This window comes from Streptomyces sp. NBC_00466 (genome assembly GCF_041433995.1).
Taxonomy (GTDB): domain Bacteria; phylum Actinomycetota; class Actinomycetes; order Streptomycetales; family Streptomycetaceae; genus Streptomyces.
Window position 1 is genome coordinate 3584383 of the sequence record NZ_CP107896.1, and the last position, 22615, is coordinate 3606997.

The 22615-nt window shown below is 70.6% G+C and carries 21 protein-coding genes; 12 read left to right on the forward strand and 9 right to left on the reverse strand.

All coding sequences use genetic code 11. The annotated features are described in order from the left end of the window. Window positions 1-42: 42 nt before the first annotated feature. From OG210_RS15970 to OG210_RS15980, 3 genes are all read left to right on the forward strand, one after another. Window positions 43-747, forward strand: a complete 705-nt coding sequence (locus tag OG210_RS15970; protein ID WP_328328448.1) for an HAD hydrolase-like protein — start codon at window positions 43-45, stop codon at window positions 745-747. A gap of 60 nt (window positions 748-807) precedes the next feature. Then, window positions 808-1539, forward strand: a complete 732-nt coding sequence (locus tag OG210_RS15975; protein WP_371537173.1) for a TetR/AcrR family transcriptional regulator — start codon at window positions 808-810, stop codon at window positions 1537-1539. A gap of 270 nt (window positions 1540-1809) precedes the next feature. Then, window positions 1810-2646, forward strand: a complete 837-nt coding sequence (locus OG210_RS15980) for a hypothetical protein (protein ID WP_328328444.1) — start codon at window positions 1810-1812, stop codon at window positions 2644-2646. A gap of 145 nt (window positions 2647-2791) precedes the next feature. Here the strand turns inward: OG210_RS15980 and OG210_RS15985 are convergent, their stop codons facing one another. Together OG210_RS15985 and OG210_RS15990 are read right to left on the reverse strand one after the other, a co-directional pair. Beyond that, window positions 2792-3829, reverse strand: coding sequence for a methyltransferase (locus tag OG210_RS15985; protein WP_371537177.1), 1038 nt, complete (start codon window positions 3827-3829; stop codon window positions 2792-2794). A gap of 278 nt (window positions 3830-4107) precedes the next feature. Further along, window positions 4108-4743 carry a cysteine hydrolase family protein gene (locus tag OG210_RS15990; RefSeq protein ID WP_328328440.1) on the reverse strand — a complete coding sequence of 212 codons (636 nt, stop codon included), beginning with the start codon at window positions 4741-4743 and terminating at the stop codon, window positions 4108-4110. 208 nt (window positions 4744-4951) lie between these two features. Here OG210_RS15990 and OG210_RS15995 point away from each other — a divergent pair, with 208 nt between their 5' ends. The 4 genes from OG210_RS15995 (at window position 4952) to OG210_RS16010 (ending at window position 10446) form a co-directional block, all read left to right on the forward strand. Continuing rightward, window positions 4952-5944: a DJ-1/PfpI family protein gene (locus OG210_RS15995; RefSeq protein ID WP_328328438.1), complete on the forward strand. Its 993-nt coding sequence runs from the start codon at window positions 4952-4954 to the stop codon at window positions 5942-5944. A 159-nt stretch (window positions 5945-6103) separates the two neighbouring features. Then, on the forward strand, window positions 6104-6649 hold the full coding sequence (locus OG210_RS16000; protein WP_371537181.1) for a helix-turn-helix transcriptional regulator: 546 nt from the start codon (window positions 6104-6106) through the stop codon (window positions 6647-6649). Between the two features lie 10 nt (window positions 6650-6659). Next, window positions 6660-7070 carry a VOC family protein gene (locus tag OG210_RS16005; RefSeq protein WP_328328434.1) on the forward strand — a complete coding sequence of 137 codons (411 nt, stop codon included), beginning with the start codon at window positions 6660-6662 and terminating at the stop codon, window positions 7068-7070. Between the two features lie 76 nt (window positions 7071-7146). Continuing rightward, window positions 7147-10446, forward strand: coding sequence for a BTAD domain-containing putative transcriptional regulator (locus tag OG210_RS16010; protein ID WP_371537185.1), 3300 nt, complete (start codon window positions 7147-7149; stop codon window positions 10444-10446). On the opposite strand, the gene OG210_RS16015 is transcribed toward OG210_RS16010, so the two are convergent. From OG210_RS16015 to OG210_RS16025, 3 genes are all read right to left on the reverse strand, one after another. After that, a complete protein-coding gene (locus OG210_RS16015; protein WP_328328429.1) occupies window positions 10430-11191 on the reverse strand; it encodes an ABC transporter permease in 762 nt (253 codons plus the stop codon). The genes OG210_RS16010 and OG210_RS16015 overlap by 17 nt on opposite strands. Then, on the reverse strand, window positions 11188-12186 hold the full coding sequence (locus OG210_RS16020) for an ATP-binding cassette domain-containing protein (protein WP_371537190.1): 999 nt from the start codon (window positions 12184-12186) through the stop codon (window positions 11188-11190). Before OG210_RS16020 ends, OG210_RS16015 begins: the two co-directional genes overlap by 4 nt. 111 nt (window positions 12187-12297) lie before the next feature. Continuing rightward, complete coding sequence (locus tag OG210_RS16025) at window positions 12298-12762, reverse strand: helix-turn-helix domain-containing protein (protein ID WP_328328426.1); 465 nt, start codon at window positions 12760-12762, stop codon at window positions 12298-12300. Window positions 12763-12860: 98 nt separating this feature from the next. On the opposite strand from OG210_RS16025, the gene OG210_RS16030 reads away from it, so the two are divergent. Continuing rightward, on the forward strand, window positions 12861-14123 hold the full coding sequence (locus OG210_RS16030; RefSeq protein ID WP_371537193.1) for an MFS transporter: 1263 nt from the start codon (window positions 12861-12863) through the stop codon (window positions 14121-14123). A gap of 131 nt (window positions 14124-14254) precedes the next feature. Here the strand turns inward: OG210_RS16030 and OG210_RS16035 are convergent, their stop codons facing one another. From OG210_RS16035 to OG210_RS16045, 3 genes are all read right to left on the reverse strand, one after another. After that, the gene (locus OG210_RS16035; protein WP_328328424.1) at window positions 14255-15367 is read right to left on the reverse strand and encodes an ABC transporter substrate-binding protein; all 1113 of its coding nucleotides are present in this window, start codon (window positions 15365-15367) and stop codon (window positions 14255-14257) included. 201 nt (window positions 15368-15568) lie between these two features. Further along, entirely contained in the window at window positions 15569-16648 is a 1080-nt protein-coding gene (locus tag OG210_RS16040; protein ID WP_371537197.1) for a MerR family transcriptional regulator, read from the reverse strand. Between the two features lie 118 nt (window positions 16649-16766). Further along, window positions 16767-17291: an ATP-binding protein gene (locus OG210_RS16045; protein ID WP_328328420.1), complete on the reverse strand. Its 525-nt coding sequence runs from the start codon at window positions 17289-17291 to the stop codon at window positions 16767-16769. A gap of 268 nt (window positions 17292-17559) precedes the next feature. On the opposite strand from OG210_RS16045, the gene OG210_RS16050 reads away from it, so the two are divergent. Then, complete coding sequence (locus tag OG210_RS16050) at window positions 17560-18537, forward strand: alpha/beta hydrolase (protein ID WP_328328418.1); 978 nt, start codon at window positions 17560-17562, stop codon at window positions 18535-18537. A gap of 89 nt (window positions 18538-18626) precedes the next feature. Here OG210_RS16050 and OG210_RS16055 read toward each other — a convergent pair whose 3' ends face one another. Then, window positions 18627-19079, reverse strand: coding sequence for a nuclear transport factor 2 family protein (locus OG210_RS16055; protein WP_328328416.1), 453 nt, complete (start codon window positions 19077-19079; stop codon window positions 18627-18629). A gap of 467 nt (window positions 19080-19546) precedes the next feature. Between OG210_RS16055 and OG210_RS16060 the strand changes: the two genes are divergently transcribed. The 3 genes from OG210_RS16060 (at window position 19547) to OG210_RS16070 (ending at window position 22612) form a co-directional block, all read left to right on the forward strand. Continuing rightward, a complete protein-coding gene (locus OG210_RS16060; RefSeq protein ID WP_371537201.1) occupies window positions 19547-20395 on the forward strand; it encodes a TnsA-like heteromeric transposase endonuclease subunit in 849 nt (282 codons plus the stop codon). A gap of 224 nt (window positions 20396-20619) precedes the next feature. After that, window positions 20620-22011 (forward strand): hypothetical protein, encoded by a 1392-nt coding sequence (locus tag OG210_RS16065; RefSeq protein ID WP_371537204.1) that lies wholly within the window; start codon window positions 20620-20622, stop codon window positions 22009-22011. Beyond that, window positions 21971-22612, forward strand: a complete 642-nt coding sequence (locus tag OG210_RS16070; protein WP_371537208.1) for a hypothetical protein — start codon at window positions 21971-21973, stop codon at window positions 22610-22612. The genes OG210_RS16065 and OG210_RS16070 overlap by 41 nt, the downstream gene beginning before the upstream one ends. The last annotated feature ends 3 nt before the right edge of the window (window positions 22613-22615 follow it).

Consider the following 22615-nt stretch of genomic DNA (forward strand, 5'->3'; position numbering starts at 1 on the left):
GCTGACCTGGCCGGCACGACGAGAAGCGAGCAGGCGGTATCCGTGATCCGTGAGAACCTCCGAGACCGGATCACCACGACGCGCTTTGTGCTGTTCGGTTTCGACGGCCCGCTCTGCCGGCTGTTCGGCCCGAGCGCCGAGCGGGCCGCTTCCGACGGGATGCGGACCTTCCTGGAGGAGCGCGGGATCACCGCGCTCGCCCCGGACGCGGACCTCGGCGGGCTCGCCGCTCCGCTCGACATCCTGCGTACGGTCGGGGAGCTGCACCCGGACAGTGATCTCGTGGCCGACCTGGAGGAGTGGCTGACGCGCCACGAGCAGCGCGCCGTCGCCGGGGCGTGGCCCACGATGTACGCGGACGGCGTCGTCCGCACCTGGTCGGCGACCGGCGGCCGGCTGGCGGTCACCACGAACCACTCGTCCCGGGCGGTACGCGAGTACGTGACGGGCCGGGGCCTCGCCGAGTGCTTCGGGCAGCACATCCACGGCCGGGCGGCGGCGGACACCCAACTGCTCAAGCCGCACCCCCACACCCTGGAGCAGGCGCTGACGGGGCTGGGCGCGGACCGGGCGACGACACTGGTGGTCGGCGACTCGGTGCCGGACCTGCGGGCGGCCCAGGAGGTCGGCCTGCCGTTCCTCGGCTACGCCACGAACGACGCGGCCGTCGACGAACTCGCCTCGGCGGGCGCCGACCTGGTGCTCAACACCTGGGAGCCGGTCCTGGACATCCTGTGGGGCCGGTAGGGCCTTCCGTTTGGATCATGCCCGGTGGGCGGCCCCGTTCGTTGCGTACGCTCATCCGTCATGAGCGGCGAGATGGGCTTGCGCGAGCACAACCGGCAGCGGAGGTACTGGGCGATCTCCAACGCCGCGATCCGGCTCTTCCTGGAGAAGGGGTACGACGCGGTGCCGGTGGCGGAGGTGGCGGCAGCGGCCGGGATCTCCAAGCCGACGCTCTTCCGGTACTTCCCGGCCAAGGAGGACCTGGTCCTGCACCGGTTCGCCGACCACGAGCGGGAGGCGGCCGATGTGGTGGCGGGGCGGCCCGCGGGGCGGCCACCGCTCGACGCGCTGCGGCAGCACTTCATCGACGGGCTCGACCGGCGCGACCCGGTGACCGGGCTCAACGACGCGGACGAGGTGCTGGCCTTCCACCGGCTGCTGTACGGGACACCCGCCCTGGTCGCCCGGATCTACGCGTACACCAGCCGCACGGAGGACGCGCTGACGGAGGCCCTCGCGGCGGCGGACGAGGCGGCGGGGGACGAGGCGGCGGAGGGGGCTTCCCGGGACGAGACGGCGGAGGGGGCTTCCCGGGGGGAGGCGCCGGAGGAGCGGCGCGGCGGGCCGGGTGGCCTGCTCGGGGCGCGGCTGGCGGCCGGGCAGATCGTCGCCGTGCAGCGCATTCTGGCCATGGAGAACTGGCGGCGGATCGCGGCCGGCGAGAGTGCCGACCAGGTCTACGCCGACGCGGTGGCCGAGGCGGAGCGGGGATTCGCGCAGCTGCGGGAGGGCATCGGCTGTGTGTGGTGCTGACCCGGGCGGTCTCCCGGCTGGGCCCGGTGCACTGCCGGGTGAGCTGCCCGCCGGACTCACGGCTCCTTCCCAGGGGCCGGGTGCACCCCCGGGAGCAGCTATGGCGCATATTGAGGACCATGGTTGAGCAGGCAGCGGCAGCGGCCGGTTGCGGGTGCCGGGGACGGCCACCTGTTGGCTGTGCGAGTCGAGTCCGGCCGTGTGAGGTGTGAGGCGGGCTGCCTGAGTTCGGCTGCGTGAGTTCTGGATGCGTGAGATTTGGCTGCGTGAGTGGGGACGACATTGGACATCGTGGTGGAGTTCGACCGGGCGCCCCGGGCGGAGCACCTGTTGTGGCAGGAGCTGTGCGCCGGGCTGCCCGCCGGTACCCCGGCGCCCGGTGGGAGCCGCCCGCACCCCGGGACACTGGGCGTCGCGACCGCCCGCTCGGGCGATGGCGCACTGCTCGGGTGGGCCCCCGTGTTCACCGGCCGGGATCCGGACGCGGCGACCGTCGAGTGGCTGCTGGTCACCCGGGAGCGCGAGCGCATCGTGCAGGGCAGTGTCGCCGAGCCGGACGGTACCGGTGACGAGGAAGCCGTCCTGGTCGCCCTCTTCCGTGCGGCGGCCCACGCGGCCCGCACGGCGGGATTCCGCGCGCTGGACTGGCTGGACCGGGGCGACACCGGTGCGGAACTGGATGCCCGCGCGGCGGCCGAGCTGGAGGCCTCCATCCACCGGGAGTTGGGCCGGAAGTGGGGCGTCTCGGCGCTGGCCCGCTGGCAGCGCCCCGACGGCCTGCCCGTCGTACGGACCCGCCGGGCGCCCAGGGGCACGGGGTGGCAGGGCCTGGAACTGCTGACGGCCGACGGACGCACGGCGGCCCGGATCGCGACTGTGGTCGCGGGCCCCGAGGTGTACGTCGAGAGGGTCGCCCACCATGGCGTCGACGCACCCGAACTGGGCTCCCTGGTGGCGGACTTCGTCGAGCAGATCCGCGAGGACCACCCCTCGGTGGAGTCCTTCCGGGTCCGCGAACTGGATGATGAGGTGCTGGGCGCGGCGCTCAAGTCGGCCAAGCTGCGGATCAACGAACGCTGGTGGCAGTACCGGCTGCCGCTCTCCTAGGGCTCATCCGGGCGGTCTTCAGGGCTCAGGGCCTTATATGGGCTCAGGGCTCAGGGCTCACGTCTCTGGGCTCTGCGCTCTCGAGCGCTTCCAGGGGCGTTGCGGTGCCGGTGCGTGCCGTGCCAGTGCGTGCAGGGGGCGTGTGTCAGACCGCCTCGGCTTCGATGATGGAGGTCAGCGCCGGGGTCCGCACGGTGCGGTTGATGCGGAAGCCCGCGCCGCTGAGAAGGCGCTCGAACTCGGCGTGGGTGCGTTCGCGCCCCCGGAGGGTCATCAGCATGACGATGTCCAGGGCGATGGCGGGGTGCGGGGTTCCGTCGTCGGGCAGGACCGCGTCGATCACCAGCAGTTTCGTGCCCGTGGCCGCGGCACGGCGGATGCTGGTGAGGATGCGCAGGCAGTCCTCGTCCGGCCAGTCGTGAAGGATGTTCTTGAGCAGGTAGAGGTCGCCGCTCGCGGGAACAGCGGTGAAGATGTCCCCGCCCTCCGTCTGCCAGCGGTCCGCCAACTCGGCAGTGCCCAGAAGGTGGTCGGTGACCGTTTCGGGCCGGTCGAAGAGGAGACCGGTCAGGCCGGGGTGCCGTGTGAGCACGGCCCGCAGCAGACCGCCTCGGCCGCCGGCGACGTCCACGATCCGGCCGGTGCCGGGGAAGGGGTAGCTGTCGGCGATCTGCTCGTTCACGCCGGAGGTGAGCGAGGACATGGCGGTGTCGAAGAGCCGGCTGTCGTCCGGGTGGCTGCTGAGGTGGTCGAACAGCGGCAGCCCGTAGGCGCTGTCGAAGCCGGGGGCGCCGGTGCGCAGGGTGTCTTCCAGGCTCTCGGCGGAGCGGCGGAACATCGGGTCGGTGAACAGCAGCACCGCGTCCCTCTGGGAACCGGGCATATCCGTACGCAGGGAGTGCCCGGCGGATGTGAGGGCGAAGGCACCGCCGGCGTCCTGCTGGAAGATCCCGCGCACGGCGAGCAGCCGCAGCACGCGGTGCAGCGGCCCGGCCTGAATGCCTGCGTCCGCAGCCAGTTGCTCCGCGGTGAGCGGAGCATCGGCCAGACGGTCGGGGATGCGGTGGACGACGACGGCACGCAGCGCGGAGGCGTGGATGTGGCCGTACACCAGGTCATGCAGCGGCGACGCGGACCGGTGGCTGTTGACGGCGGCCGGCTGCGGCACGGGGGTCGCGGACAAGGACATACTCCTGTCGGGGAGCGAGGCGGGAAGCGAGGGGGAAGTGAGAGGCGAACTCCTCCATTGTCCGACATAAGTGCAGCTCAGGCCATGTTTCGGTACCCGTCGAAAGCGGCTCACAGGCCACTGGGACGTCGACTGAGGACACGGACGCCCGTACCCCCGTTGCGCGGCCCGAGATGCCGCCAGGCCGTCCCCGGCCTCAGCAAGGGCCTCTCGGGGGGCGGTCCGGCGGTCCTTTCTCCGCCGGCTGGAGGAGGCTGCTTCCCCGGTAGTAGCTACAGCCGATTCCCGGACGCGACGACGACCCCGTAGAGATCGGAGATCGTCGCGAGCGCGCTGTGGTGGATCTGGTCGGCGCTCAGCTCGATGCCCGCTTCAGGGGCCACTTCCGTGCCTGCTCCGGTGCCTGCTCCGGTGCCTGCCGAGCGCAGGGGGCGGGTCGCGCAGGCGTCGGCGACGACGGTGGGCCTGTTCCCGCGCAGGAAGGCTCCCTCCGCTGTGAATGTCACGCACATGTGGGTCATGAACCCGGCGATGATGACGTCCTTGTGGCCTGCGGCGTCGACGTGCTCGCCCAGGTCGGTACCGACGAAGGCGTTCGGGGCCGTCTTGACGACGACGGGCTCGCCCTCGACCGGTGCCACGGAGGGGTGGATCCGCCCGGTCTCCGTCCGGATGTCGTACGGGGTGCCCGCACCGCCGTCGTGGATGACGTGGATGACCTTCGCACCGGCCTCCCGGGCCCGCCCCAGCAGCGCGGCGGCGGAGTCGAGCGCGGCCCGCCAGCCCGTCAGCTCCATGACGCCACCGACGTAGGTGTTCTGGTAGTCGACGAGGATCAGGGTCGCTGCGGCGAGTGACGCGGGCGTCTCGTCGAAACCGTTCAACTCGCGCAGGGTCGTCGTAGCCATGGAAGTACCACCTCGGGTGTCACGTGCCGGATGTCGCGCGCTCGGTCAACCGCGCCCAGCTCGGTGAGCCGGTGTCCAGAACGCTACGGCCGCCGGAGAGTGTCGGCAATGTCGCCTAACATGCAGATCCAGACATCACTGACCCGGACATCGCTGACCCAGACATCACTGATCCAGGCGTCGCTGTCGCCACCGTGCGGAGACCCTCATGAGTGCCCTCGAACGACTCGTCGTCATCGTCCTCTTCGAGGGCGTCGACCTGCTCGACATCACCGGACCGCCGGAGGTGTTCTCCCTCGTGCGACGGGAGACGGACAACGCGACGGGTTACGAGGTCGTCCTCGCGGCCGAGACCATGGACCCCGTCACCACATCGGCGGGTGTGCGCGTACTCCCCGACATCACCTTCCATGCGGTGTCCACGCGGAGCATCGACACCCTTCTGGTCCCAGGGGCGGTCGAATTCGACAGCGACCGCCGTGTCCACGCCCTCACCGACCCCGCCGTGGTCGGCTGGGTACGGACGCTCGCCGCCAGGGCACGGCGGGTCACGTCCGTCTGTGTCGGGGCTCATCTCCTCGCCGCCGCCGGTCTGCTCGACGGCAAGCGCGCCACCACTCACTGGTCGACCGCGCAGCAACTGGCCGACGATCACCCGGGAGTCGAGGTCGACGCCGACCCGATCTTCATCCGCGAGGGCGACGTATGGACCGGCGCGGGAATCAGCGCCTGTCTCGACCTGGCACTCGCCCTGGTCGCCGACGATTTCGGCGAGGCCCTGGCGCTGCGCGTCGCCCGGCAGCTCGTGATGTATCTGAAGCGGCCGAGTGGGCAGAGCCAGTTCAGCGTGCCCCTCGAACCGGTCTCCACGACACGGCGGGTGGAAGACCTCCGCCACCACATCATGCGCAACATCGGCGAACAGCTCACCGTCGCGGACCTCGCCGCGTACGCCCATGTCGGCGAGCGGCAGCTCACCCGGATCTTCAAGGCCGAACTTGGCATGACCCCGAGCGCCTACGTCGAGTCGGCCCGCGTCGAGGTGGCGCGCAACCAGCTCGAATCCACCGATGCGACCCTGGAACGCATCGTGTCCACGTGCGGGTTCGGCACGACGGACACCCTGGTACGGGCGTTCCGCCGGCGGCTCGACACGACACCGACGGAGTACCGGCGCCGGTTCCGCGCCACCACGGGCTGACCGGTGCCACTGTCGGGCTGACCCGTGCCACCGGGGGCTGACTCCGGCAGCCGAGGCCGCGGGTCACATCGCGTTCTCGCAGGTCAGGGGTGTCTTCAGTGGTTCAGCCGCCGGTTCATCCACCTGGGTCTGTCGGTGCCGGGCGGTAGTCTGGGACCCATGAAACCGCGTGATCTTGAGAACCTCGTGCAGCTGCGCCGGGCCCGGGATCTGATCGACCGGGAGTACGCGCGTCCGCTCGACGTGCCGACGATGGCCCGGCACGCGCTCATGTCGCCGGGGCACTTCTCGCGGCAGTTCCGGGCGGCCTACGGCGAGACGCCGTACAGCTACCTCATGACCCGCCGCATCGAGCGGGCGATGGCGTTGCTGCGCGGCGGTATGGGTGTGACCGACACGTGCATGGAGGTCGGCTGTACGTCGCTCGGTTCGTTCAGCTCGCGGTTCAGCGAACTCGTGGGGGAGTCACCGACCGCGTACCGCGCCCGCGAGCACGGTGCCGTCACGGCGATGCCCCCGTGCGTCGCGAAGGTACGCACCCGGCCGGTCAGGGGCACACCGCCCGGAACCACACCGCTCAGAACCACACCGCTCAGAACCACGCAGCCCGGCGACGCACAGCCGGGCACCGAGCAGCCCGGCACCGCACAGCCCGGCGCCGCATCGGTCAGGATTCGAGAAGCGGGCCGAGCGGCCGCCGCCTAGCGTTGGCCCCATGACCATTGCACTCCAGTACTGCCACATCACCGTCAACGACCCGGACGAGGCCCTCACCTTCTACCGTGACGCGCTCGGCCTTGAGGTGCGCAACGACGTCGCGTCGGGCGGCTTCCGCTGGGTCACTCTCGGCAGCCCGTCCCAGCCCGGCCTTGAGATCGTGATCTCGGAACCGCACGCCGGCCGGTCCCAGGCCGACGGCGACGCCCTGCAGGAACTGCTCACCAAGGGCGTCCTGCCGAACATCGTCTTCTCCTCCGACGATGTCGACGCGACCTTCGAGAAGATGCTGGCGTCCGGCGCCGAGGTGCTCCAGGAGCCCATCGACCAGCCCTGGGGCCCGCGCGACTGCGCGTTCCGTGACCCCTCCGGCAACATGGTGCGGATCTCCCAGGCGCCGAAGGCGTAACGGGCCTCCAACCCGTGGTATCCCGCTGCGCGACAGCAACTGGGCGCCCGGTAAAGGCCCATGGCAGACTCAGCGGGTGCAGATCGGGATGCTGGGTCCTTTCGAGGTTCGCACGGACGACGGCGCCTTGGTCGACGTGCCGGGTGCGCGGCTGCGCGGGGTGCTGACCGCCCTCGCGCTCAAACCGGCGCAGGCGGTGCCGAAGGCGTCGCTCGTCGACTGGATCTGGGGGGAGCACCCGCCCGCCGACGCGGCGAACGCCCTGCACCGCTTGGTGTCCCGGCTGCGGAAGGCCCTGCCGTACGGGGTGATCGAGGGGCATCGGGACGGCTACCGGCTGACGGTGGAGCCCGATGCGGTCGACGCCGTACGGTTCGAACGCCTCGTCGGCGCGGCCCGTGTCCGTATCGAGGACGGTTCCCGGCGGGTGCGGCTGCTGCGTGAGGCCCTTGAGCTGTGGCGCGGTGAGGCCATGCAGGACATCGGGCTGCGGGACAGCGAGGCGTTCGACGCCGCCGTCGTCCGGCTCGACGGGTTGCGCCTGACCGCCACGGAGGAGCGGTTCGAGGCGGAGGTCGCCGTCGGGCGCGGTGCGGAGGTGGTCACGGAGCTGACCGACCTGGTGGCCGCGCACCCCCTGCGGGAGCGGTTCGTCGCCGCTCTGATGCGTGCCCTCGTCGCGGCCGGCCGCGACAGCGAAGCGCTGCTGGTGTACCAGCGCGCGAGGGAGGCCCTGGACGACGCGCTGGGCGTCGGCCCCTCGCCGGACCTGGCCGGGCTGCACGTCGCGCTGCTGCGGGGCGAGTTGAGGCGCGACGAGTTGACGCGCGACGCGGCGGGACGCGACGAGGTGGGGCGCAACGAGTCGGGGCGCGGCGTTTCGGGGCGCGACGCGGCGGGGCGAGGGGAGCCGGGGCGCGGTGCGCCTGGGCCGGGGGAGGACGCGAGCCGTAAGACCAACCTGCGCGCCGAGTTGACCACCTTCGTCGGCAGGGGCGCCGATGTCACCGCGGTCCGTGAGCTCGTCGCCGAGCACCGGCTCACCACCGTGATCGGGCCGGGCGGCTCGGGCAAGACGAGGCTGGCCACCGAGTCCGCGCGCACGCTGCTGAGCGAAATGCCGGACGGGGTCTGGCTGGTGGAGCTCGCCGCCATCGGCGCGGACGGTGACGTGGCACAGCCGACGCTCACCGGGCTGGGCCTGCGGGACGCCCTGCTCGGCGGGGCCCCGAACGCCGAGCTGACGGACCGGCTCATCGCCGCGATCCGCGAGCGCGAGACCCTGCTGATCCTGGACAACTGCGAGCATGTGATCGAGTCCGCCGCGGTGTTCGCCCACCGGGTGCTCGGGGAGTGCCGGCGGCTGCGGATCCTGGCGACGAGCCGGGAACCGCTCGGCATCACCGGGGAGGCACTGTGGCAGATCGAGCCGCTGGCCCTGCCGGGGAGGGACGCGGGTCCGCGGGAGATCGAGTCCTCGCCAGCCGTCCAGCTGCTGCGGAACCGGGCCGGGGCGGTGCGACGGGACCTGGTGGCCGATGCCCGCACGCTGGCGACGATGGTACGTATCTGCCGGGCGCTGGACGGGATGCCGCTGGCGATCGAACTGGCCGCTGCCGGTCTGCGCACCATGTCCGTCGATCAGCTCGCCAACCGGCTCGACGACCGGTTCCGCCTGCTGACCAGCGGCAGCCGGACCGCGCTGCCCAGGCACCGGACGCTGCGCGCGGCGGTCGACTGGAGCTGGGAACTGCTCACCGGCGCCGAGCGGACGGTCCTGCGCAGACTCTCGGTGTTCGCCGGCGGCGCGAGCCTGGAAGCGGCCGAACGGGTCTGCGCGGGGGACGCCGTCGAGCAGGAGCAGGTGCTCGAACTGCTCACCGCGCTGACCGAGAAGTCACTGCTGCTCGCCGACGGCGACAGCGCCCCGCGCTACCGGATGAGCGGCACGATCAAGGAGTACGCCGGGCACCGGCTCGCGGAGGCGGGGGAGTCGGACCTGGCGCGCCACGCGCACTTGGCCTGCTTCACCGAGCTCACCGAGACCGCGGAGCCGCACCTGCGCCGCGCCGAGCAACTGGACTGGCTGGCCACGCTCGAAGCCGAGCACGACAACATCGGTGCGGCGATGCGCGGCGCGCTCGCGGCGGGCGAGGCGCAGGGGGCGATGCGGCTCGCGGCGGGTGCGGGCTGGTACTGGTGGCTCGGCGGGCGCAGAACCGAGGGCATCGAGCTGATCACGGCGGCCACCAGGACGCCCGGCGAGGTGACCGACGAGGTCCGGGCCATGGTGTACGCGCTGGTCGTGCTGTTCGTGAGCTCCGGGCGTGGCGACGAACACCAGGCCGCGGAGTGGATCCACCAGGCGTACCGGTTCAGCCGGAGTGGCACCGGCAGCCGGCGCTATCCGCTGCTGGGGCTCGTCGACGCGCTGGAACGGATGCTGCAGGCACCCGACGCGTTCCTGACGGCGTTCGAGCCGCTGCTCGACGACGAGGACCCCTGGGTGCGCGCGCTGGCCCGGCTGCACCTGGGCAAGATGCGGATCATGGCCGGTCTGGCCGGGGAGGGCGGCCAGGACCGCCGGGACGGGCAGGACGCCGACAGGCATCTGGAGATGGCGCTCGCCGAATTCCGCGCGCTCGGCGAGCGGTTCGGGATCTCGTTCGCCCAGACCGAGCTGGCGGACCGGATCGCCGTACGCGGCCGGTTCGCCGACGCGTGCGAGTACTACGAGCAGGCGATAGCCGTCGTCACCGAGGTCGGCGCCACCGAGGACGTCATCCGGATGCGTTCGCGGCAGGCGCAGTTGTACTGGCTGCTCGGTGACGAGGCCGCCTGCGCGGCCGCCATCGCCGAGGCGGAGCGGTGTGCGGAGCGGGTCACCTGGCCGGACGCGCTGGCCGAGCTGGCCCTCGCGAGGGCGGAACTCGCCAGGTGGGGAGGTAACGCCGAGGAGGCGCGCCATCAACTCGGCATCGCGACAGCGAAGTTGGGCGAGGAAGCGCAGCGAGCGCACAACCGCGCGGTGGCGCACGACCTGCTCGGCTACCTCACCGACGACCTCGGCGAGGCCCGGGCGCACCGGGCTGCGGCCTGCGAGGCGGCGGCCGAGGCGGGACATGTGCCGCTGATCGCGCTGGTGCTCGTCGGGGTCGCGGACCTGGCGCTGCGCCGCGACGAGCCCGAGCAGGCCGCGCGGCTGCTTGCGGCGAGCACGGGCGTACGCGGGCTGCGGGACCGCTCTCATCCGGACGTGGCCCGGATCGAGCAGGCCGCGCGGAGCCGCCTCGGCGACACGCTGTTCGCCGAGGCGGCTCTGGAGGGGACGCGGACCAGCTGGTCCCAGCTGGTCGAGGTCACGCTCGCTTCTTGAACGTGGAGACCGCCCACACGTATCCGAGTACGAGGAACCCGACGCACCAGGCGAGGGCCGCGATGGCGTCGCCGCCGGACGGGTGGCCGGCGATGAGACCGCGCAGCGTCTCGATGACGGGCGTGAAGGGCTGGTACTCCGCGAACTGCCGGACGCCCGCCCCCATGGTGTCGGCGGGCACGAACGCGCTGCTCAGGAACGGCAGCATGATCAGCGGTACGGCGGCCAGGCCGGCCGACTCGGCGGTCTTCGCGGCCAGGCCCAGGGCGACGGTGAGCCAGCCGGCCGCGAAGCTGAGCAGCACGATCAGACCGATCACGCCGAGCCAGTCGAGCGCGCTCGCCTCCGGGTTGAACCCCATCGCGAAGGCCACCCCGATGATGGCCGCGCAGGCCACCAGGCAGCGCACCGCGGTGACGACGACGTGCCCGGTCAGCACGGCACCGCGGGAGACGTCCATGACCTTGAACCGGTTGATGACGCCTGTCGTCATGTCGGAGTTCACGGCTGTCGCGGTGGCCCCGAGCCCGTAGCTGATGGCCATCACGAGCAGCCCGGGCGTCGCGTAGTCGATGTAGTCGACGCCGACGTCGAACGCGCCGCCGAACACCTTGACGAACATGAGCATCATCACGATCGGGAACAGGACCGCGTTGAACACCGTGGTGGGGTTCCGCAGGGTGTGCTTCAGGTTGCGGCGCAACATGATCGCCGAATCGGCCAACGGCATCGAGACAGTGCTCACTGGGCCATCTCCTCAGTAGTGGTGCTGGTGTTGGTGTCCGCGTTCGTGCCGGTGCCGGTGCCGGTGTCCGTGTCCGTGCCGGTGTGCTCGGTCAGGGCGAGGAAGACGTCGTCGAGGTCCGGTGTGTGTACGGAGAACTCCGCGGCGTTGAGCGCGTGCTCGTCGAGCCGGTCGAGGAGCACCCGCAGTGACCTCGACTCGCCGTCGCTGGGCACCCGCAGGGTCAGTTCCTCGTCGTCCCGCGTGGACCCGGCCAGGACCCGCGCCGCCGTGTCGAGTTCGTCGCGGCCGGCGAACCGGAGCCGGACGTGGGTGCCGGGGATCTGGCGCTTGAGCTCCTCGGGGGTGCCCTGGGCGACCAGGTGGCCCTGGTTGAGCACCGCGATCCGGTCGGCGAGCTGGTCGGCTTCCTCCAGGTACTGGGTGGTGAGGAAGATGGTGGTGCCGTCGGCCACCAGCTCGCGGACGATCCCCCACATCGTGCGCCTGCTGCGCGGGTCGAGACCCGTCGTCGGCTCGTCCAGGAAGATGATCTGCGGGTTGCCGACCAGCGTCATCGCCAGGTCCAGCTTCCGGCGCATACCGCCGGAGTAAGTCGCCACCATCTTCTGCGCCGACTCCACCAGGTCGAACCGCTCAAGGAGCCGCGTGACCACCTGGTCGCCGGAGCGCACGCGCTTCAGGTCCGCCATCAGCTGGAGGTTCTCCCGGCCCGTCAGCAGCTCGTCCACCGCTGCGAACTGGCCGGTGACGCCGATGAGCTTGCGCACGTCCTTGGTCGCGGACACCACGTCGTGCCCGGCGACGTGCACGGTTCCGGCGTCGGCTTTCATCAACGTCGTCAGGACGTTCACCGTTGTCGTCTTGCCCGCCCCGTTCGGGCCGAGCATGGAGAAGACCGATCCGGCGGCGACATCGAAGTCGATGCCGTCGAGGACGACTTTGTCGCCGTATGCCTTCCGCAGGCCTGAAACCGCAATCGCTGAAGTTTTCATGCCTCTACGGTCGCGACCTGGGCTGTCACCGCCCTGTCACGCGCCTGACACGACGGCTGACACGGCCAACGGCGCGGCCAACGGCCCGGCCTCAATCGCGGCCGGGGTGGTCTAGCCGGGCTGCCGGCCGGCCTTGCGCACGTGTGACGTCGTTGCCGTGACAGGCCGGCCGCTCCGGTCCAGAACGTGGAAGCGGGGCACTTCCCGCCCGTCGCGGTCGGTCAGGACGGAGTGGTCCTCGCCGCGAGCGAAGGCGTGGTGTTCCCCCCACTGCCTGAGCGCGACGATGACCGTGAACAACTCACGCCCGGCGTCGGTGAGTTGGTATGTGTGCCGCTTGGCTCCGGGGGGTGTGCTCGTGGCGAGGATGCCGTGCGCGGTGAGCTTCCGCAGCCGGTCGCTGAGGATGTTGCGGGCGACGCCGAGGCGGCTCAGGAAGTCGGTGAACGACGCGGCGCCGTCCATGGCGTCACGGACGATGAGCAGGCTCCACCGGTCGCCCACGAGATCAACCGTGCGCGCGACCGGGCACATCGGATCGGTCCACTTCTGGTCGGTCGGCACCGCGTCCGTCATCGGACTCCTCCCGAATGAGTTGCAGATCAAAACCATTATGCCCTACGCTCGAATCGGTTTCACATCGCAACCAATCGAATCAACGGGGGTGGGCGGGGATGTCGTCGACGACGACGATCACAAGCGGTCAGCGTTTCGTCCTGGCGTCGGTGTGCGCGGTGGCGGTGTCCGCGATCTACGCGATCCAGCCGGTGCTGGAGGCTGCGGGCAACGACCTCGGGATGGCCGAGTCAACGCTGGGTTGGCTGGTCGCGGCCGGCCAACTCGGTTATTTCGCCGGGCTCGTGCTGCTGGTGCCGCTCGGGGATGTCCTCAACCGGCGCACGCTGATCGTCGGGCACCTGATTCTCACCGGCGCAGGTGCGACGATCACATGTCTCGCGCCCAGCGGAGTGATCGCCGGGGCCGGTCTGGCGGTTGCGGGCCTGTTCGCGGTGGTGGTGCAGATCACGGTCGCCTACGTCGCGGCCACCTCGCCGGAAGGCGAGCGCGGCCGCAACATCGGCACCGTCACCTCGGGGGTAGTGCTCGGGATCCTCGGCGTCCGCGTGCTCGCGGGCGTGCTGGGAGACAGCATCGGCTGGCGGGCCGTCTACGCCGTACTCGCCGTCCTCTGCGTCGCTCTCGCCCTGGTCGCGCACGTAACCCTCGACCCCGACGTCCGACCGGCGGGTGCCCGCTACCGGGACGCCCTCGCCGCCGCGGGACGTCTCGTCGTCACCGACCGGCTCTTTCTCAGCCGCGGGCTGATCGCGTTCTTCCTGTTCGCGTCCTTCGGCACCCTGTGGAGCGGGCTGGCCCTGCCGTTGGGGGCCGCGCCCTGGCATTTCGGTACGACGGCCATCGGACTGTTCGGCCTGGCCGGCCTCGTCGGCGCCGTGGCCGCCTCTCGCGCGGGAGTCTGGGCCGACGCGGGGCGCGCCCGGACCGTCACCGGCTGGTCGCTGGCGCTGCTGGCCGCGTCCTGGACGCTCACCGCACAGACGACACCGACGCTGTGGCTGCTCATCGCGGGCGTCGTACTGCTCGACTTCGCGGTCCAGGCCGTGCACGTGAGCAATCAGCACCTGCTCACCGCCGCGCACCCCGAACGCTCCAGCAGCGTCATCGGCGCCTACATGGCCTTCTACTCACTCGGCTCCGCCCTCGGCGCCACCACCACGACATGGGCGTACACCTCCGCAGGGTGGTGGGCGTCCTGCCTGCTCGGCGCTGCGTACGCCGTCGCTGCGCTGGCCGTGTGGGCACTCGCACGGCACGCTACGGCTTCCCCTCGCGCGTCCATGGCCCCGGCCCCGGCCCCGGCCCCGGACCCGGCCCCGGACCCGGCTTCGGCTTCGGCTTCGGAGGAACTCGCGTGAAGCCGTAGCCCCGTCCGTAACCTCATCCCGTCCGTAACCTCACCCCGTCCGTAACCTCACCGCGTCCGTAACCTCACCGCGCCCGCGCGCCTGGCCCTTCCGCTCCGCAGCAGTCGAACCTCCGCGTGTGCTCAATCGGCGTGAAGGACCCGAAAACGCCCGGGTTCCGCCGGATCCCGATCAACGACCTGGACCGGCGCCCAAGCCCACTGCCACACGCTGATGCCTGGCGTACGGGAGAACTGGATCTGCCCGCGGGTCCCTTCGACCGCAACGTGCGACCAGGCTTCGGCAGTACGCGCCCGGTCCACGCCGTGCGAACGCAGCACATCGGCGAGGACGGTGACCGTGTCGTAGCCCTCGAAGGCGACGAAGGAGGGCGCTTCGCCCAGCTGTTCGCGGAGGACCGTATCGACTCGTGCACCGAGTGGGCCGAGACGCTCGGGCAGGTAACGCAAGAACGGGATCGCGGCCCCGTCGTCGCCCAGCGACGTCGCCCATTCCGCGAACTCCGGTTGCCCGGCCGGAGCGCCGATCATGATCCCGGAGAGGCGCTGGTCGCGGCGGACGGACCGGACGATCGACACGGCGGGTTCCGGGTGGCCGACCAGCAGAAGGAGGGCTGTCGCTCGCTGGTCGACGAGTGCGTCGCACACGGCCGCGGGGGTGAGCGCGCCCATGTCGAGTTCGGTGACGGTGCCGCCGCGTGGAGCGAGGCAGTCCCGCAGAATGCGGGCCCCGGACGCCCAGTAGACACTCGGCTGGGCTGCTACGGCGATGCGGCTGTGGCCGGCGCCGAGGAGGAAGTCCGCGTAGATCTGCCAGCCGTGGGACTGCGCCGGGGCGATGCGAGCGACCCATTCCGTCGGCTGTTCGGTGAGCGCGTCGAGAACCGCTGACGAGCAGAGGAACGGCAGCCCGAGGGCATCGGCCCTGGCGGCAGCGGCGCGAGCGACGACGCTGTGATACTCCCCAGCCACGGCAGCCACACCCAGACGGGCCAATTCATCCACGGCCGCCGCGGCCTTCTGCGGATCGGCAGCGGTGTCCCGGACCACCAGTTCCAGTGGCCTTCCGCCGATCCCGCCGGCGTCATTGACTTCGCGAACGCCCAGCTGGAGCCCGGCGAGCAAGTGCCGGCCTGCCTCGCCCCACCCGGGCCGAGTCAACGGAACGAGAGCGCCGATCCGGACGGACGACCCGTCAGTTCGGCCCGTACCAGGGGTAGATGATGACGTATTCATGCGCTGGCGTCTCCTGTGTGACGATGCGGCGGCAGCCTGCCCGGACCACAGAGGGCCAAGGCCGCCCGGTGGTACGCGTTCATCCCATCCCATCCCATCGCATCTCGACGCGGCGGCCGCACCTGGGTGACCATGCCGGACACCAGATCACCTGCGGCAGGGACCAGCTCCGGTGCGACCCGAAGTGCGTGTCACTCGCTGCTACTGCTGGAGCTCCATGACGTCGGCGACCACGCAGCTGACGTTGTCGGGGCCGCCGGAGCCGTTGGCGCGGGCGATGAGTTCGTGGACTGCCTGCTCGGGCTCCCTGGTCTCGGAGATCACCCGGTGGATCTCTTCGGTCGGCACGACGGTCGACAGGCCGTCGGAGCAGAGCAGGTACCGGTCTCCCCGCTCGACGTCGTGCAGGCGCATGTCGGGGGTGCCATCGGCTCCTTGGCCCAGAGCACGTATCAGCAGCGACCGCTGCGGGTGGGAGGCGGCTTCTTCCGGGCTGAGGCGTCCTTCGTCGACCATCGACTGGACCATGGTGTGGTCGTGGGTGATCTGGAACAGCTCTCCGTCGCGCAGGAGGTAGACGCGGGAGTCGCCGATGTGGACGAGGGCGAGTTGTGATCCCGTCCAGAGCATCGCGGTGAGCGTGGTCCCGGCCTCTTCGGAGGAGGAGCCGGTCCCGCCGACGCCGTGCACGGCCTGTTCGGCCTGTTCGATCGCGTCTTCCAGGACGTTGAGGAGATTGCCTGCCGGGACGCTGTCGGTTTCGAGGTGCTTGAGCGCGTCGACGGCGGCTGCGCTGGCGTGAGCTCCTTGGCTGCCGCAGCCGTCGGCGACGGCGAGCAGGCGGGGTCCGGCGTAGGCGGTGTCCTGGTTGCTCGTGCGGACGAGGCCGGTGTCGGACCGAGCGGCGTAACGGATTTCCAGGGGCTTCGTAGTCGGGGACATGACGGGGTCCTTCCAGGACAGGTGGTCGATGAGGAAGGCGGCCAGGTCCCGCCGTGCGGCGGTGCCGGCTTCGACCTGAGCCCAGAACGCGCGGATCTCCTGGGCCGCCGGGCCTGCCTCCAGCGTGCAGATGCGCTGGATGCGGGCCAGCGGCATTCCCAGGCGCCGGAGCCAGGCGACCAGCCGGGCCTGATCCACTTGTTCCGGTGCGTAGAGGCGGTAGCCGGTCACCGGGTCGACGCGAGCGGGGGTCAGCAGGCCGAGCTCGTCGTAGAGACGCAGTGCCTTCGGCGACAGGCGGGACGCCTTCGCGAACGTCCCGATGGTCAGAAACCCCATGCCCGCTCCTCCTCGTGCCGAGCACATCGCCCGGCCCCACCGATGCTGCGGCCTCCCCCAAGGTGAAGGTCAACCGGCGCGCATGCCGCCGTGCCGGAGGGCGGGCGTACCGAGCCCCTCAGCTCTTGACGGACTCCGCGATCTGCCGGGCGGCCTGGGCGGGCGTGAGGTGCGTGGTGTCGACGACCTCGGCCTCGCCGTGCAGCCATGTGCGGGCCGCCTCGGCGTAGGGCTCAAGGTACTGGAGACGGAACGTGGAGTTGGGGCCGACCACAGTGTCGCCCGCGATGCGCCCACGCAGGGTGTCCTGGTCGGCGTGGAGGACGAAGTGCCGTACTGGGATGGCATGTTGGGCGAGGCCCGTGCTGATCTCGCGCCAGTACTGCTCGACCAGGACAGTCATGGGCATCACCAGGATGCCGCCGGTGTAGTCGAGTACGCGGCGGGCGGTCTCGACGACCAGCTGCCGCCACGGCGGCCAGTGCTGGAAGTTGTCCGCCCACGGCAGTCCGGGCGTGATGTCCATGAGCGTCTCGCCGACCTTCTCGGCGTCGAACACCCGTGAATCCGGGAGGAGCGGCTGTACGAGTGCGCTGGTCGTCGTCTTGCCTGCGCCGTGAGTGCCGTTGAGCCATACGATCATGGGACCGACGCTAGCGGTGTGCGGGCCGCACGTCGGTACCCATCACGTCACAGAACGGGTGCGGCATCCGAGCGGCGATCTCGTCGGCGTCCGTAGATGAACAGGGCGGTGAACAGGGCGTCGACCGGACGGTCGCTGCCGCCCTGCTGGTACGTGAACCCGGAACCGCTTTGCCGAACCGGCAACAAGACTCGTACCGTCCGCGCCGTCACGCGCATGATGGGGTACCGATCTTGGCGTACGGCAGGTCGAGAACCCTGGAGGATTCATGTCGCAGGCCATGGAAGTCACGCACCGGCTGGTGTCCTCACCCGCGGGCCGGATCCACTTGGCGGAGCAGGGCACCGGGCCGCTGGTGCTGCTCGTTCACGGTTTCCCGGAGTCCTGGTACTCCTGGCGCCACCAGCTGCCGGCCCTGGCCGCGGCCGGGTACCGCGCGGTCGCGATCGATGTCCGCGGGTACGGCCGTTCCTCCAGGCCCGGCGACCCCGAGGCGTACCGGATGCTGGAGCTGGTGGAGGACAACGCCGCCGTGGTGCACGCCCTGGGCGAAGAATCCGCGGTGATCGTCGGCCATGACTGGGGGTCGCCCATCGCTGCCAACTCCGCCCTGGTCAGGCCGGACGTCTTCCGCGCGGTGGGGATGCTCAGTGTTCCGTACGCCCCGCGCGGCGGGCCGCGGCCCAGTGAGGTCTTCACGCGGTTGGGCGGGGACGACGAGTTCTACGTCTCCTACTTCCAGGAGCCCGGCCGGGCCGAGGCCGAGATCGAGCCCGACGTGCGCGGCTGGCTCGCAGGCATCTACGCCGCCCTGTCCCCCGACACCATGCCCGCGTCCGACGCGCCCGACCCGCACTTCGTCGGCCGGGGCGGAAGGATGCGCGACCGTTTCCCCGCCGGCCGGCTGCCCGGCTGGCTCAGCGAGGACGAACTGGACGTCTATGCCGGGGAGTTCGAGCGGACCGGCATGAGCGGGGCGCTCAACCGCTACCGGAACATGGACCGGGACTGGGAGGATCTCGCCGACTTCGACGGCGCGCCCCTCACTCAGCCGTCCCTGTTCATCGGTGGCGGCCTGGACGCCTCCACGATGTGGATGGCCGATGCGATCAAGGCGTACCCCACCACCCTGCCCGGCCTGGTCTCCTCCCGGATCCTCGACGGCTGCGGCCACTGGATCCAGCAGGAGAACCCCGCCGAGATCAACCGGCTCCTGACCGACTGGCTCGCCTCCCTGCCCGCCTGAAGCCTCTCCCGAATCCCGAATCCCGAATCCCGGACCCGTGTACGGGGCGGCCGGGGGAGTCCGCTGATCTGGCCTTCGCGGTGGGCTGGTCATGCATCCTCAACCGGGCGGGGCGGCGAGCCGGCCAGCGGTGAGGAGTCTTCGTACCGGACCTCGTAGACGCGCTCGGCGAACTTCCAGTCGGCGCCGGTGCGCTGGTAACGGTCGTGGTAAATGGCGTAGTTGAACCCTCCGCGGCCGTCGCGGCCACGCCCGATCTCTGACATATACGCGCGGCCGGAAGCGGTGTCGCCGTCAAGCCGGATCACGCCCGGGTGCGTGTTCTGTACGAGGAAATCCACAAAATCCGGCACCCGCCTGCCCCAGGCACGGATCGCCTCCCGGCCTTCGAGTTCAACGGGAATGTTGGGCATGCGCAGCGCGCCGTCCGGTGTGAACAGCAGAGCGATACGGTCGTAGTCGCGCATCATCACCGCGTCGGTGAACTCTCCGCGCAGCGCCTCGATCTCGACGCGATCCGCGATGGACTGAAAGTCACTCATCGGTTCCTCCGTAAGTTGTTGGGCGGCCCGAGAGGGCTGAGCGTGGCCCGGATGCAGGCAAGGCGCGATCGCCCGGTGGCCGCGGGGTTCCTGCTCGCCGGCCGGCGTGTTCGTCTCGGCAAGTACGACGACACGGCCCTCTGGAATGTGACACGGCCCGGCTGTCCTGTCGCGCTGCGCCTGGCCTGCGGTGGGATGCTGACCTGCGCGGTTGCCCTGTTCGCTCCTTCGGCTCGGCTCGGCTCGGCTCGCTCCTTAGGGCCGGAAGTCGCACCGAGGCGGTGTGACTCGCAGCGATAGCTGTCACCGAGCGAGAGATCTGACCTTGCCTTCTCGGTCACGTTCGCAGCGATGGTTGTCACCAAATGTTCGGGCTACTTGTCACAAGGTTCGTGTTCGCAGTCGGGTTGTCACCAATTTCGAAGCGCGCTGGTGTGGGCGCCGTGGGCGTGCGTTTGCTTGAAGGCATGGCCGATGAGTACGGACTGCTGCCTGCGGCAGCCCCTGAGGCGGGGGCGGTGTGGTCGCACCGCTGCCGCTGGGACGACTTGCTGCTACGGGCGTCGGCTGTCTCTGGACGTCAGGATCTGGATCTCGCGGATGGCTGGACTCGTCGCTGGGCGGTCACCTTGAACCTCGGAGGCGGCGAACTGATCGTGCCGGTCCGGGACCTTGCCCAGGATCAGCTTCCTGGGGTCGGGCCGGTTCGCTGGTTCTCGTGGCATCGGCGGCAGCGTCATCGGCCTGGGCTTCAGTACATGGTCAGCACAGGACGGCATCACGGCTTCGAGAGTCTGGAGGAAGCGAAGGTACTGCTCGCGCTGGACTTCGCCGGCCAGGTGCGGGAGGTGGTCCCGCAGCCCTTGAAGCTGCAGTTCCGGACCGGCGGCGGGCCGCGTGTCCATGTTCCGGACTTCTTGGTGCTGTCCCGGGCCGGGGTGTGCCTGATCGATGTCCGACCGCTCGACCGGGTGCGCGCGAAGGACGTCGAGTCGTTCGCCGCCGCCTTTGAGATGGCACTGGCCTGCGGCTGGGAATACGTAGTGGCCGCAGGCTGGAGGCGACACGTCTTCACCGGGCTGGACGCTTTGTCCTGCCAGCGCCGCCCGCTGCCCGATCCACTCGGGCTGCGGGCGGATCTCCTGGAACGGGCTCGGTCCCGGGTGACGTTCGGGGAACTCGTGGCTACCTCCACGGTTCCGGCGCTGGCTCGGGCAGAGCTGCTGCACCAGCTCTGGCACCGTTCGCTCGGTATCGATCTTTCTGTCCCGCTGAGTGACCGCTCGTTGGTCGAGCCCGCAGGCGAGACCCTGTGAATCCTCCGCTGGCGCTTGATCTCGCTCCGGGGGCCGGGCTTGTCCTGGACGGGGTGGAGTGGACTGTCGAACGGCATGAGCCCCATCTGGGACGGGTCGTGGTACGCGATCCGGCGGGAGCCCGCCAGCACTTGACCTTCCGGTTCCTCGTCAACCATCCGACTTGTCGGCCGTCCTCACGCACAGCGGCCGACGGCCCGGACCGCGGGCGGCAGCCCGCGTCCGTGGCCGATCTTCCGCCGGGGAAGCTGGAGTTGGTCCGGCTGCGAATGGCCCATCTGCTGGAGGTGGGCACCGGGTTCCGTAGCGGAAATCCGGAGGATCCCAGGCCGGGAGAACCGAGGCCGTGTTACGACCCGGCCACCACCACGCTGACCGAGCGACGGTGGGCCAAGGTCGCCGAGCTGGCAGCGATGGACCGGCAGGAGGCCCAGCTGCTGGGACTGGACCGGGTCGGTTACCGCACGCTGATCCGCTGGGAGCGTGGCCGTGAGCGGTCCGGGCTGATCGGATGCGCCGATGACCGGTGGCTGCGGCCAGGCGGGCGCCGCCCGAGTATCGGCCCGGAGATCCGGGAGGCGATCTTCGCGGTCCACGCCGAACTCCAGGGCCGGTCCCGGGTCGGGATGGCCACCCGCACCCGCCTGATCCATCAATACGTACGCGAGACCTACGGGCCCGACCTTCACGTCCCGTCATACAACACGCTGCGGCAGGTCTGGCACGAGTGGTTTGGCCCCAGCGGGTCACGGCCGCGCAACCTGGGGGCGGCTGATCTGCCGGTACGGTCCGGGCATGTGCTGGTCGACCGTCCCGGGCAGGTGGTCGCGCTGGACACCACGGTGCTGCCGGCGATGGTCCGCGAAGGTGTCTTCGGCGAGCCGGTCAGGGCCCACCTGACCCTCGCGCTGGATGTGTTCACCCATTCGCTCTGTGCTTTCCGGCTCACGCTGGTGTCGGACACCGCGGTGGACGCGGCGATGATGCTGCGTGACGTCATGCTGCCACTGCCGATGCGGCCGGAGTGGGGACCGGAGATGGAGTGGCCGTATCCGGGGCTGCCGTCCGCGCTGGTGGCCGAGTTCGCTGGCCATCCGGTGGCCGGGCTGCCGTTCTTCAGCCCGGAGACAGTCACCACCGACCACGGGTCTGTCTACCGCAACCACCACCTGGTGGAGGTCGAGCGGAAGCTGGGCTGCAACATCCTTCCGGCCCGGGCCCTGCGGCCTCCGGACAAGCACGCCGTCGAGCGGGCCTTCGGTGCGATCAGGACGATGCTGTTCGAGCACCTGCCCGGCTACACCGGCGTTGACGCCGCCGACCGCGGGGCCGCCCCCGAGGACGAGGAGGTGCTGACGCTGGAAGAAATGGAACACCTTGTCGCCACCTGGATCGTGGGGATCTGGCAGCGGAGGCACCTGGGCGAGTACGCCCCGGCCTGGGACGTCGGCGGTAGCCACAGCCCCAACACCCTGTTCGCGGGAGCAGACCGGTCTGGGGCTGCGGCTGCCGCAGCCGGACCTCTACTACGAGCTGCTGCCGTCCCATCCCATCTCCGTGCTGCGGGAGCGCGGAGTGAAGATCAGGGGCCTTTGGTATTACGGCGACGCGCTTGAGCCCTACCTGAACGAGCGCTCGGCCCGGGGCGGGAAGTTCAAGGGCCGCTGGTGCGTCCACCGCGAACCGCGCGACCGCCGCACCGTGTTCTTCCAGGACCCCCTCACCCACAACTGGCACGAACTGCGCTGGACCGGATTGCCCCCGGTCGGTACGGTCCCCGCGTTCGGCGACCGACGGGTCTCCGAGCTACTGGCAGCCGCACGCGAGGCAGACATGCGGCCCCGCACGGATGCCGAACTGCTGCCCCTGCTGCTGGAGATCCTCGCCGCCCGGGTCCCGGTCAGCAGCTGGAAGACGGCCACCACCCGCTCGGAACGCATCAACCACGCCCGGGACGAGACCCAGGCCCGGGCCGCCGCCGAGGACCGGGCAGCTGCCCCGGCCCCAGTCCCACCGGTCACCCCCATACCGCAGCGCGTCGAGCAAGCCGTCTCCGGCCTGGACACCGAGCGCCGGCACCGCCGCGAGGAGGCGGTGACAAGACGTCCCACCAAACCCGCGCGGCTGGGAGCGAGTTACCGCACCGGCAACCTGTTCCTGCTGCCCGAAGACGACACCGACCACACCCAATCCGACCCGCCGGATGAGGGAGCGTGAGCC

Bases quoted from the DNA above. Each gene is read 5' to 3' on its own strand.
- OG210_RS15975 (WP_371537173.1), top strand. From the start codon at position 808: ATGAGCGGCGAGATGGGCTTGCGCGAGCACAACCGGCAGCGGAGGTAC.
- OG210_RS15990 (WP_328328440.1), bottom strand. From the start codon at position 4,743: ATGGCTACGACGACCCTGCGCGAGTTGAACGGTTTCGACGAGACGCCC.
- OG210_RS15995 (WP_328328438.1), top strand. From the start codon at position 4,952: ATGAGTGCCCTCGAACGACTCGTCGTCATCGTCCTCTTCGAGGGCGTC.
- OG210_RS16000 (WP_371537181.1), top strand. From the start codon at position 6,104: ATGAAACCGCGTGATCTTGAGAACCTCGTGCAGCTGCGCCGGGCCCGG.
- OG210_RS16005 (WP_328328434.1), top strand. From the start codon at position 6,660: ATGACCATTGCACTCCAGTACTGCCACATCACCGTCAACGACCCGGAC.
- OG210_RS16020 (WP_371537190.1), bottom strand. From the start codon at position 12,186: ATGAAAACTTCAGCGATTGCGGTTTCAGGCCTGCGGAAGGCATACGGC.
- OG210_RS16025 (WP_328328426.1), bottom strand. From the start codon at position 12,762: ATGACGGACGCGGTGCCGACCGACCAGAAGTGGACCGATCCGATGTGC.
- OG210_RS16030 (WP_371537193.1), top strand. From the start codon at position 12,861: ATGTCGTCGACGACGACGATCACAAGCGGTCAGCGTTTCGTCCTGGCG.
- OG210_RS16035 (WP_328328424.1), bottom strand. From the start codon at position 15,367: ATGAATACGTCATCATCTACCCCTGGTACGGGCCGAACTGACGGGTCG.
- OG210_RS16040 (WP_371537197.1), bottom strand. From the start codon at position 16,648: ATGGGGTTTCTGACCATCGGGACGTTCGCGAAGGCGTCCCGCCTGTCG.
- OG210_RS16045 (WP_328328420.1), bottom strand. From the start codon at position 17,291: ATGATCGTATGGCTCAACGGCACTCACGGCGCAGGCAAGACGACGACC.
- OG210_RS16050 (WP_328328418.1), top strand. From the start codon at position 17,560: ATGTCGCAGGCCATGGAAGTCACGCACCGGCTGGTGTCCTCACCCGCG.
- OG210_RS16055 (WP_328328416.1), bottom strand. From the start codon at position 19,079: ATGAGTGACTTTCAGTCCATCGCGGATCGCGTCGAGATCGAGGCGCTG.
- OG210_RS16060 (WP_371537201.1), top strand. From the start codon at position 19,547: ATGGCCGATGAGTACGGACTGCTGCCTGCGGCAGCCCCTGAGGCGGGG.